This is a genomic window from Alphaproteobacteria bacterium (assembly GCA_033762625.1).
GTDB lineage: Bacteria > Pseudomonadota > Alphaproteobacteria > UBA9219 > RGZA01 > RGZA01.
In genome coordinates, this window is record JANRLI010000019.1 from 47,658 (window position 1) to 59,409 (window position 11,752).

Below are 11,752 nucleotides of genomic sequence, written 5' to 3' on the forward strand. Positions count from 1 at the left end.
CGTTATGAAAAGAATTCTACTTCTTATTGCAGCGTTTATCTTTGCTTCACCGGCAGCTTTTGCGGCATGCACATCGCCCGCGGGTGTCCTTGGCTCTATGAACTGGGGTGGTGGATCGTTCCAATATTGTGATGGCACGAACTGGACAGCGTTCAGCTCCGCATCGCCTGCATCGACGCCATCGGCATACAGCTTCACCAACGTCACCGGCCAGCCACTTAATGCGGTTATAACATCGAATACCATCACCATTTCTGGTCTTGGTGTTGTGCCGGTGCTTGTTACCGCATCGGGCGCTGGCTCGCCGCAGGTGAGTGTGGGCGGCGGCGCATGGGCAACCAGCGCAATCTTGTTTAACGGGCAAACCTTGCAGGTTCGCCAAACCTCATCCACATCCATTTTAACTGCGCGCACGGCAACCATAAATGTGGGATCTGGTACAACAACATGGACTGTTACCACCGTTGGCGTGGTGCCCGGTTCGCAAACATTCACATCTTCTGGCACATTTACTGTTCCTGCCTTCAACTCCCTCACCGTGACTGTAAAAGGTGGTGGTTCAGGCGGGCAAGGTGGTAATGGCGCATCTTATCCATGCGGTTACAGCTCATGTTCGAATCCTGGGGGTGCTGGTGGCTCTGGCGGAAACAGCAGCTTCAATGGAACGGTGTTCGGTAATGGAGGCGTATTCGGTGCGAATGGTACAGCATCGGGCGGTGATACCAATACGGCTGGTGCGGGTGCTGCGGCAGGTGGCGGTGGTACAGGCGGATGCCGCAGTTATGGCTGCGGCTACAGCACATGTACCACATGTGGCAGTAATGGCTCGGCAGGCAACCCCGGCGGACAGGCCGTTAAAACATATACGCCGGCCATGTTGACGGGTGGCAGTTCTATCAGTGTAGTGGTTGGCGGCGGTGGCGCTGGTGGTGCAGGTGGATGTTACAGCTATGGCTGTGGTTACAGCACATGCACCAGTTGTGCAGGCAACGGTGGAAACGGAACTGCGGGCAGTGTCGCTATCACTTGGAACTAGTAATTTAGCCGTGTCGGGAGTATTTCATGGTCAAAGCTAAAGTTTTATCCCTAGTCCTTGCTTGCGGCGTTTGCATCACAATTGCTGGACCTGCTTTCGCGCAGGCTCAACCCGCTGCGGATGTCAAACAAGAGCAATTAACAACCATAAAAGATGAAAAGGTGCCTGAGCCGGTTGTTGTCTTAAAACAGGACCCATCCGAGGATCCTCCAAAAGTTACCCGCAAAATGCGCAAAATGGGCATGGGCACGAATGGCGGCGATCGTACAGGTGGCGCTGCGCAAGCGTTGCAGCAATCGATCTTCGCATTTCCTGGTACCAAATGCCCCGCAGGCTCAAGCATTTACAAGGGGCCGGAAACCAAAATGGCGGCCGCTGACAATGCGGTTTATTGTGTATTCACCAAAGAAGTCATCGTGCTTCCAAAAAGCGCAAGGGAATGCAAAGGCCGTCTAAAGCCCTATAAGGATGATTCTGTAAAACCTGATGATGATGTGATCTGGTGCAAAAAGTCTATGGACTTCTTGAAGGATGCCGCTGTCAAGTCGGGTGGTAAGTTCGAAGAAAAAAAAGATAATCGAAGATAATCAACCTCGTTACGCTACAGCCCTTCATTCTGACCAATCATCCTTGGAGACATCATGGCGTCGCATAAAAAGCTGTTGCTTTTGGCTTTGATGTTTCTGGCTTTTTTTACATTCGAACATGCGAATGCGGCAGGTGATGCTGCGCAGGCTCCATTAAAAAACAAAGCCGTACCGCACGATCCGCATGCTGGCCTCGACCGCATGAATGGCTACAGCATCAAGGACGTTGCGGATTTCACATCCAAATGGGCATTCGTCACTGTGCGCTACCGCAAGGATACGGGTGAAATGCGCCTTACCTATGCGAATGACAGCGCATGGAAAGCGTTGCAAGAGGGAAAAACCGATTATCCTGATGGTGCCATGTTCGCCAAGATCGGTTTGATGACCGCCGATGATCCGGGCTTCGTTTCTTCGCTCGTTCCATCGGGCGCAAAGCGTTACCAGTTGATGGTGATGGACAGGGCAAAGAACAAAGACACCGATGGCTGGGGTTATGCCGTTTTCGATGCGAATGGCAAAACATTCGGCGATGACCCCATTGAAAAACAAAATGCATGTCATGCATGTCACAAAATGGTGCCGGAACGTGGCTATGTGTTTTCACAACCTGTAAAACTGAATATGGGCTTGCCCATGCAGTTAAAGATCAGCGCCAAAGACGATGCGGATAAGATCCTTTCCAGTCGTTTGGTGTTTGAAACCGTTGGTCTTGATGCCTTGCCGGAAAAACTGAAAAAGGAATTACCTGATGGCACAACTAAACTGCGTCAATTGCGCGGTGAGCTGGAAAAAACATTCTTTGTAGGTACATTTGGCGAAATTCGCCCTTCCTTGGCGAAGGAAGCACTGAAAAGCGATATGCCCGCCGCCTTGGTCAGTAATGATGGACGGTTTTTTTCTCTGGCATTCAAGGAGCCGAATAAACCTGCCTGTGATTTACCTAATGGTAAAAAGGGTGTGATGATGAAGGTGTTGTTCGTAGAAATCCAACGCGGCGATAAAAAAGATACCGACATAATCGACCGCCAATCCTATTGTGATGGGCTTTGATGCGACTGATGAAATCCACTCATGCATCGATCTCTGCGGCATTTTTTCTCTTCGCACTGATGCCTGCAATGCTAATGGCTGAGGAAAAGCCCGCGCAAATAGCGTCCTCACATATGCCCGCTATGCATCATGACCAATTTGGCGGTCTGGATTCCATGAACGGGTTCAAGTTCAAGGATTATTCCGATTTTGCGACCAAATGGAATTACGTCACCGTGCGCTACCGCAAGGATACCGGCGAAATGCGCCTGACCTATGCCAATGATGCGGCGTGGAAAACACTCATGTCGGGCAGTATCGATTATCCAAAGGATGCCGCCTTTGCAAAGATCGGTCTGATGACCGCGGATGATCCCGGCTTTACCAGTTCGCTGGTGCCATCGGGCGCACAGCGTTACCAGTTGATGGTGATGGATAAGGAAAAATTCAAAGACACCGATGGTTGGGGGTATGCGCTGTTCGATGAAAACGGCAAAACCTTTGATGGTGATCCAACCGAAAAATCCGCTGCATGCCATGCCTGCCATAAAATGGTGCCGGATCGCGGCTATGTGTTTTCACAGCCAGTAAAATTGAATATGGGATTGCCGTTCAATATCAAAATGAAGATAGCAACGCCCGAACAAACTGTTGCTGCACGCGTCACTTTTGAAACGGTAAAGGTGGATACGTTGCCCGAAAAACTGAAAAAGCAGGTCCCAGCAGAATTCAAAGAGGTTCGCCTGCTACGCGGGGAAATGGAAAATGCCATCTTCTATGGCACCATTGATGAAATACGCCCGACACTTGCCGTTGAATTGCTGCGCAGCAAATTGCCAACCGCACTGGTGGGGAAGGATGGCAAACTGTTCTCATTGGTCATAAAAGGCCAAAAGACTGAATGCGAATTGCCTGATGGTAAAAAAGGGATGCCGGTACGCGGTATTTTCACCGATGTTGTGCGCGGTGAAAAGAATCCCAAACTTTTTGTGCGCGATCTTGCGTTCTGCGAGCCAACGCCTTAACCCAGACACATATGGCTATGTTCGCCAAGAGCCACGGTGAATGAACGCTCCGGCACAAATTCGTGTGTGCTGCGTTTGAATGTCATGAACCCGTTGGTGCATGATGCGATATAATGGATCCCATCGGGGTGGAATGCCAATCCTTGCGGCTTTTTATACGCATTGAATGCAGTGGGTGCGGACTTCTTCATCTCTTGCGGTGTGCTCAATGCCCCGTATGACATCGCGCTCTCACGTGTATTGGCCAAGATGAATTGTTGATGTGTATCATCCACTACCACGGTCGTTCCTGTTCCTCTAAGACGATGCTGGCTGAACATCTCCGTTGTACATATCTTATTTTCCGTGCCTTCCGCATAAACAGGGTTTTGCATTTCATCGCCTCTGCGCATCAGAAATGGCGGAAGGCGCGTTAAAAAAACCTGCCCCGTTGATGATGGTGCTAAGTGCCCCTGCGGGCCGTTGCGGTCACTGCTTTGGCGGTCGATCAATGTTTTGTTGTCCAAGCTGATGGCGCTGACACTGCCAGGATAAAACGTCATGGGCTTTGCCTGACCATCGGGTGCACGTAGCCTTATCTCGTTTTGCTGCGCCAGATGCTTATACGGACCGGAAGAATAGTTCGAGCCATAATGCCCGACATATAACGTCTTTTTATCAGGGGTCAGGGCCAATTCATGCGCCTGAAACCCGTATGAATTGATCTGTTCGATCTTCTTCAATGTGGTTGCATCATATACATCCACGCGGTCATATGCACCTTCGCGCTGGATGTTGACAGTGATGGCAACTTGTCCGTCATTCATCCACGGGATCATGTGCCCGCCGAATAATGTGCCGCTTTCAGGGAATACAACACTGGCAGGTTGTAATGTTTCTGTGTCCAGCGCATAAAAATATCCGGGATTGCCGCGCGTCAGACATAAAATAGTTGTGCCGCTAAACATTGCATTGTGCAGTGACCCGGGCACAAAAACGCGGCGAATGCGTTTACCGTCTTCATCGGCAACGGTAAGCAGTGTGCGTTGGGTTTTATAGTCACTTTCCGGGATTTGCGCGAAGGGAATGGCTTGAATTGATTCTCCGGCAGCCAATCCATTATTCATGGGAAGGGGCGTTGGCGACAAATCATCCATGTAAGGCGATGTCACACAATACCGGATGGGTTGCCCTGCCTTCGCGTATGCAACATTATTGCCGGCGGCAAGAAACACAGCGCTTGCAGCCATAAATTGTCGGCGTGATATCGTAAAGCCAGCTTTGAATCCCATCATTCGAAAATCATATAAAAACCTTAACATTTAGTCAAAGCTGGGTATGATACGAATACAGAGTATGAAAGGCTTTTGATGACTTATCCTGCCGGCGTCAACTGGAACGCCCCGTTACCCGAATATCCCGCCCATGAAATGCTGATCAAGGCATCGGCACGTTTTCCGCGCCGCATCGCGCTGGATTTTTTTGATAAAGTCACGACCTATGCACAACTTGAAAGTCAGGTGGAGCATGCCGCCAAAGGCTTGCAGGAACTGGGTGTGAAAAAAGGAACGCGCGTCGGGTTGCTGCTTCCGAATACGCCATACTCGGTGATTTTCTATTATGCGATTTTAATGGCGGGCGGGGTAGTTGTGAATCTCAATCCGCTTTATGCTGCGCGTGAACTTGAACATTTGATTGCAGATAGCGAAATGGAAATTGCCATTACGCTGGATTTAAAAATTACCTATGAAAAAATTGGCAAGATGGTTGGCAAGACTGCGTTAAAGCGCCTCGTCGTGTGCAAGCTATCCGATGCCTTGCCGCCGGTGAAAGGTTTTCTATTTGGTCTTTTGAAGAAAGGCGAATGCTCCTTCATTCCGCGTGATAATTATCATGTGACCTATGACGCGCTCATGAATAATGACGGAATGCCGCAAGCGGTCGCAATTGACGCGCATAATGATGTCGCGGTGCTGCAATATACGGGCGGAACCACGGGTATCCCAAAGGCCGCGATGCTAACACACGGTAATCTTACCGTGAATGCGCAGCAATCACGCCTGTGGTTCACCATGGCCAAGGAGGGGGAGGAAGTTTTACTAGGCGTGCTGCCATTCTTCCATGTCTTTGCCATGACGGTTGCAATGAATTTGGGAATTCTGATTGGCGCCACGATTGTCGTTGTGCCGCGTTTTGAATTAAAGCAGGTCGTCCATTTAATTCACCGCAAGAAACCCACATTGTTTCCTGCGGTACCCACCATTTATGCGGCGATCAGTAATTTCCGCCGCTTGGGCGATTATGATATTTCATCAGTCAAATATTGTATCTCCGGCGGCGCGGGGCTGCCGATTGACATCAAGCGCGCCTTTGAAGCCGTCACGGGATGTGTTGTGGCAGAAGGATACGGTCTGACCGAAAGCTCACCCGTTGCTACATGCAACCCGCTGGAAGGAATAAACAAGGCTGGTTCAATCGGTCTGCCATTACCCGGCACGCGTATTGAAATCGTTAGCCTTGAAGATAAAAAAACCGTATTGCCCATGGGGGAACGCGGCGAGGTTTGCATTCTTGGTCCGCAGGTTATGAAGGCTTATTGGAAGAATGAAGCTGAAACCGCAGATACGCTCATCCCCACAGATAAAGGCATGCGCCTTCACACCGGCGATGTGGGCTATATCGACGAAGATGGATATATTTTTATCGTTGATCGCATCAAGGATATGATTTTATGCGGCGGTTATAATGTGTATCCCCGCAATGTGGAGGAGGCGATTTATCTGCATGCATCGGTTGCCGAATGCGTTGTTGCAGGGTTGCCCGACCCTTACCGTGGTCAGACTGTAAAAGCATACATTGCCTTGAAACCCGGAACCAGCTTAACGCGTGATGAGTTGATGGCGTTTTTATCCGATAAGCTGTCACCCATTGAAATGCCAAAGCTAATTGAATTCCGCGACAGCCTGCCAAAAACCATGATCGGAAAATTATCGCGCAAAGCATTGCTGGATGAAGAGAAGCAGAAAAAAACCGGATAAGGTGTGCCATGCTGAAACTGCCTACGCTTGATGGGTTGAAAATCAAAAAAGCCAAGCATGCGTTGCAGCCGGGTGAAACCGGCATTGACCTTCATGCGTTGACCACTGCGCCGTTCCAGGCGAAAACCAAACGTGCGCCAAATTTTGCACCCGGCGCAATCACCACCAATGAAGTGTGTAATCTTTCCTGCGTCATGTGCCATTTCAACGGCCCTAATGCCGTAAAAAAGGGGAAATTGCTAAAACCTGAACTCGTTCGAAAAGCGATGGATGAATATCCGGCTGGTTCGCATATCTATCTCGCATCCACCGGCGAGTTTTTCCTTGATCCCAATTCGCTTGACCATTTGCGCTATGCCATTTCGCGTGGTCTTAAACCACAGGTGTTAAGCCACGGGCAATTTTATACACCAAAACTAATTGATGAGTTGCTGGCAATTGGCCTGCGTTCCTTCCGCATCAGCTGCGATGCGATTGATGCCAGCCACTATGAACGTATCCGCCGCGGCGGAAAGTTTCAGGTTATTCTCGATGCGCTGGCATATATCAACACGCGCCGCGCTGAATTTCCTGATCTTGATATTGAAATTGGCTGTACGCTATTTAAAACAAATTTCCATCTGCAACCGGAATACGAAGCATTCTGGCGTGAACACGGTGTAGACAAAGTGCATTTCAATGCCGAGTACTTTGATACCTTCCGTTACCGCAATTTGCTGGCCACCCCAAAAAAGCGTGTCGATTGCGCCATTCAGACCTATGTGTTGCCATCGGGCAAGGTTGCGCCATGTTGCGCGATGATTGTCTATGCCCATGACCACGATGTGAGCTGGCTCCCTGATTTAGAAACCCATACGCTGAAAGAATCCTACGATAAGCTGTGTGATATGTATGATGACCCCAAAAGCGAGCTTTCAAAGTTATGCGCAAAATGCGATTGGTGGATCATGTTTGATCAGGATCCCGCAGGAAACAGCCCATATTTCCGCACCGCCATATTGAAAAAGAGGTAACATGGCAACCCGAGACATCGTTTACAACCCTGTATTGCCTTACAGTTTTCGCAATATTGGTAATTTTGGCCTTCCGGATTTCATGTTTCTGGATATAGGGGCGAGTGGAGGGGTGGAACAACACTGGCTATCCCTGGGCGATAAATTTAATGCGATAGGGTTTGATGTGATTGTGGAAGAAGTCGCACGTCTTAATTCGATCAATCAAAATCCGCGTATCAAGTATGAGAATTATTTTGTCGGTTTTGAAGGCTATGAAGAACTGCTTTCCCAAAAGCTGTTCGCTGACCCCATCGCATCGCGCACCAACGATCCACAAAAACGCACCAGCTATGAGCGGGCATGGAAGGCGATGAATATCAACTACACCGACACCTATTTTAACAACAATCAGAAAACAACGCTGACTGATAAACGGATATCGATTGATGCCTATGTTGAACAGCATGGCATCAAAGATGTGGATTTTATCAAAATCGATACCGATGGGCATGATTACGAAGTGCTGCTGGGCGCTGAAAAAACGCTCAAAAGCAGCGTGCTGGGCGCATCAATCGAGGTGCCGTTTCATGGCCCCGCGCACCCGCATGCCAACGTCTTTTGCAACATTGACCGCTTCATGCGGGATTTAGGTTTTTCATTATATGTGCTGGATAGTTATCCGTGCAGCAAAGGCGCACTGCCTGCGCAATTTACCTATAAGCTTCCGGCGCAAACCATCAAAGGACAAATCCAGTGGGGGGATGCAATCTATTTCCGTGATGGCGGCGATATAACCTATTCGGATAAATGGAAATTTGATTTTGACCGAACGCGCCTTCACAAACTGTGCTGCCTTTTTGAAATTGCAGGGCTGGGTGATTGCGCAGCAGAAGTTCTGCTTCATTTGCGTGATACAACGGAATTCAAATATGAATACAATGCGATGCTCGATTTATTGACGCGCGGCTTTGCGCAAAGCTTGCTCAGCTATGATAACTACATCAAAGCATTCGATACAGACCCAACCCGTCTTTATCCGAAGTAAGGCCAAGGCGCGCGTAAAAACGGAAAAATGGTCTTGATTCCAAGCGAATAGCGCATTCAAGACTCTTCCATTTTGTTCCTGCGATTTGCTATAGTGTCCGTTAATGATTTGGGGCATTCCTGAATCGTTAAGTTTTTGTGCAAATTTTTTCGCCAGTTTTGGAACAATTTTCATGCGCGTTTTGGCAGTCACTTTCGCAGCTTTGCTAAGCCTATCCACGGCTCATGCATTCGCAAAAAGTGATGTTATGCCCGCACCGCACAAAGCACCCCGCGAACCCGTTCAACAAGTTACGCTTTACGAAGCCGCTCCTGATTATACGCCGCCCCCCAAACCAACAGGTTCGCTTAGCAATGCAATAAAGGTTGCCGCAAAGACAGCACTCTCAACCGATCCCAATGCGTCGAAACCAAGCAAGCAATCTGCCAAGGAAATGGCCAAGGAAAGCATTGCCAAGGCAAACGCCAAGCAATTGGCCAAGCAAAGTACGGTGGCCAAGGAACCTAAAGAATTTGAAGGTGTTGCCAAGGCTTTGGACGGTGAGCGCCTGATGATTGGCGAAAAGGAAATTCGCCTGTTTGGTATCGTAACCCCTGGGATTTCATCGAATTATGGACCTCAAGCCCGCCAGAAGCTTGATGCGATTATCAAGGGCGCCGTGCTCTGCAAAGTAACCGACAAGGATAAGGATGGTCGCCCCATCGCATTCTGCGGAACCGTAGATACGCCTGATTTATCCTACGAAATGCTCCGCCAAGGTTGGGCAATGGTTGACAGAAAAGCATTGAAAAACAATTCACTCGCCGAAGTTTATGAGAAAGTGGAACAAGAAGCGCAATCGTTGAACAAAGGGTTGTTTGCTCCCATGCCGATGGTGAATTCGGTTCCGCTCAGCAACCCTTCCAACACCGTAACCGTTCCGCTTGTTGCCCCGACAACTGCGCAGGCGGTCCAAGCGGCAGCACAACAATCTGCGGCAACTAACGCCCAGCCTACAGCCCAGCCCATTACAGCCATGGGTGCAAAAGTTGAAACCATCAAGGGCGGCTCGCGCCCGGCAGAAAGAGACCCTGTTGCACGGGGCGAAGAACCACGCACTGCACTTTCATTGATTGTGCCTGAAACCAGTGTAGCGACACCTGCGCCTAAGCAAGCCGAAACAGCAACAGCTCAAGCTGCGCCGCAACCTGCTGCACAACCGGCAACCAAACCTGCCCAACCTCAACCGGCTGCAGTAGCGCCGAATGCTGCTGCAGCAAATGCATCAGCGCAAGGCGGCTTCTTCGAACGCTATCAAGGCATTATTGGCGGTCTGTTGTGGATTTTCGGCGCGCTTGCATTTGGCGCCGCTGCGGTTATTCGTGACCGGATGCAGCTTGCAGAAAAGCGCAGAGCGCTTGCGGCCGCACTTAATGGCGAGCTGACATCCGCGCGTCATATTTGCCGCACGCGTGCCCGTGAACTAATGCGCCAGCGCCGACTTGGTGAAGCAGAAAACCAGCCGCGCCCATCGCAACTTTGGCCGCGCATTCGCGCCGTTGTGTATCAGGCGCATGTGGGTTCAATCGGCTTGCTCGGTTCCGATTTGGCGCGCCGTGTGGCATCCGTTTATGGCCAATGTGCCGATTATGCTGCTTACTACCAGCAAACCGCGATGCAACGCCTTCCATCTGCCACAGCGGTCAGTGAAACCCTGTCAACCTTGGCTGACCATATTGATAATATACTTGATGGCCTTGCGCAGATTGAATATACGGGTCGCCCATTTGTTGCCGAAATCATTGAAGATGCAATTCCAACCGATGATGGCAGCGATCAGCAACCAGAACCAACCGCAGAGCAACAACAGCACACCCGCAATTCGGTGAATGAAGAAGCTCAGATAATCAAGGAACGCTTTGAACGCATGGCTCAATCCATGGTTGGCATGCTGGGCCGCAAGCGTGAGGCCGCTATTGATCCATCCGTTGCGCCTGTAGCTGAAACCGCGGTTGCACAAGCAACGCCGGAACCTGCGAGCGATATCGCAACGGAAGACGCGCCAGAAGCGTCAAGCGAAGAAACAAAGCCATCGCAGGCCGCTTGAAAAATCCAAATTTTAAATTAAAATAATGATGCTACACGCGGCAATATTCGACCGCATCATTCTTGTTGCGAGTGTTGTCGGATAACTTCTTCAGCATGTCTGGGTATTAAATGGTGCGGTCGAAAAGACTCGAACTTTCACAGGTTGCCCTACAGCGACCTCAACGCTGCGCGTCTACCAAGTCCGCCACGACCGCACTTTATAGGTAGGGGGGTAATAAAAGGTTTTTTGCCGATAAACGCAAGCCCTTTTATTAGATATTCAAAACCATTATGTGATCAAGAACCAAGCCCAAACGCTGTCCGCCCGTATATTGTGGGGAACCATGCCATAAATGCTTGGGGCGCTGTTGGGAAATAAACACCATATCGCCTGGGCGTGCACAAACCGTGGGAACATCCCCCAGTAAAATTTCTTCACGGCGCGTCGCCCTGCGCAGGCGCAAATATTGGATATGGGCTTTATTCCCCGCATCGTTGTGCCATGCTTCATCGGATTTGCGTTGGGCTACACGCAATTGCTTTCTGCTTTGGTGTCCACTTTGTTGAACAACTGCTGGCGGTGTGGGTATAGGAAATTCTGCCTCGGCAATGCGTATGGCTTCCTCATATTTTGGTGTGCCGCGCCGGCACGCATCTTTCAGTTTTTTCTCTTCGATAATTTTTGTGCCTGCTCCAATTAATGTAATCACGGTGCGCCATTGAACAGGAGCATCCGGCACGGGGTCTCCGTTGAAATCGGCGTGGTATCCAAAAAACGGACTAAAACTTCCATCATAGATGCTGCGCGTTGAACAATATGTGGTGGGCAGGGTGGGGTTTGCTTTTGCGGCGATTTCGCGCAGGGCTGAAAACCATGATCTCACCTCATCATAGCCGGATGTTCCAGCCAGAGCTGCATCAGAAGCGGTGATTTCTGCAATCATTGTG

General features: G+C 49.9%; 10 protein-coding genes and 1 tRNA gene. 8 read left to right on the top strand and 3 right to left on the bottom strand.

Translation table 11 applies throughout. The features are described 5' to 3' along the window. Positions 1 to 4: 4 nt before the first annotated feature. From SFW65_09035 to SFW65_09050, 4 genes are all read left to right on the top strand, one after another. Complete coding sequence (locus SFW65_09035) at positions 5 to 1,036, top strand: hypothetical protein (GenBank protein ID MDX1923258.1); 1,032 nt, start codon at positions 5 to 7, stop codon at positions 1,034 to 1,036. Positions 1,037 to 1,062: 26 nt separating this feature from the next. Beyond that, entirely contained in the window at positions 1,063 to 1,623 is a 561-nt protein-coding gene (locus SFW65_09040; protein MDX1923259.1) for a hypothetical protein, read from the top strand. A gap of 54 nt (positions 1,624 to 1,677) precedes the next feature. Beyond that, positions 1,678 to 2,676 carry a cytochrome P460 family protein gene (locus tag SFW65_09045; protein ID MDX1923260.1) on the top strand — a complete coding sequence of 333 codons (999 nt, stop codon included), beginning with the start codon at positions 1,678 to 1,680 and terminating at the stop codon, positions 2,674 to 2,676. A gap of 113 nt (positions 2,677 to 2,789) precedes the next feature. Further along, positions 2,790 to 3,680, top strand: a complete 891-nt coding sequence (locus SFW65_09050) for a cytochrome P460 family protein (GenBank protein ID MDX1923261.1) — start codon at positions 2,790 to 2,792, stop codon at positions 3,678 to 3,680. On the opposite strand, the gene SFW65_09055 is transcribed toward SFW65_09050, so the two are convergent. Next, positions 3,677 to 4,909 carry a DUF1513 domain-containing protein gene (locus SFW65_09055; protein MDX1923262.1) on the bottom strand — a complete coding sequence of 411 codons (1,233 nt, stop codon included), beginning with the start codon at positions 4,907 to 4,909 and terminating at the stop codon, positions 3,677 to 3,679. The two genes, SFW65_09050 and SFW65_09055, sit on opposite strands and share 4 nt — an antisense overlap. 120 nt (positions 4,910 to 5,029) lie before the next feature. Between SFW65_09055 and SFW65_09060 the strand changes: the two genes are divergently transcribed. The 4 genes from SFW65_09060 (at position 5,030) to SFW65_09075 (ending at position 10,823) form a co-directional block, all read left to right on the top strand. After that, a complete protein-coding gene (locus tag SFW65_09060; protein MDX1923263.1) occupies positions 5,030 to 6,697 on the top strand; it encodes a long-chain fatty acid--CoA ligase in 1,668 nt (555 codons plus the stop codon). An 8-nt stretch (positions 6,698 to 6,705) separates the two neighbouring features. Continuing rightward, entirely contained in the window at positions 6,706 to 7,710 is a 1,005-nt protein-coding gene (locus SFW65_09065; GenBank protein MDX1923264.1) for a radical SAM protein, read from the top strand. Position 7,711: 1 nt separating this feature from the next. Further along, positions 7,712 to 8,737 (top strand): FkbM family methyltransferase, encoded by a 1,026-nt coding sequence (locus SFW65_09070; GenBank protein MDX1923265.1) that lies wholly within the window; start codon positions 7,712 to 7,714, stop codon positions 8,735 to 8,737. Between the two features lie 247 nt (positions 8,738 to 8,984). Beyond that, on the top strand, positions 8,985 to 10,823 hold the full coding sequence (locus tag SFW65_09075; protein MDX1923266.1) for a thermonuclease family protein: 1,839 nt from the start codon (positions 8,985 to 8,987) through the stop codon (positions 10,821 to 10,823). 111 nt (positions 10,824 to 10,934) lie between these two features. Here SFW65_09075 and SFW65_09080 read toward each other — a convergent pair. After that, positions 10,935 to 11,019 (bottom strand) — tRNA-Leu (locus SFW65_09080). A gap of 57 nt (positions 11,020 to 11,076) precedes the next feature. Next, the coding region (locus SFW65_09085; GenBank protein MDX1923267.1) for a hypothetical protein at positions 11,077 to 11,752 on the bottom strand (676 nt) is incomplete at its 5' end.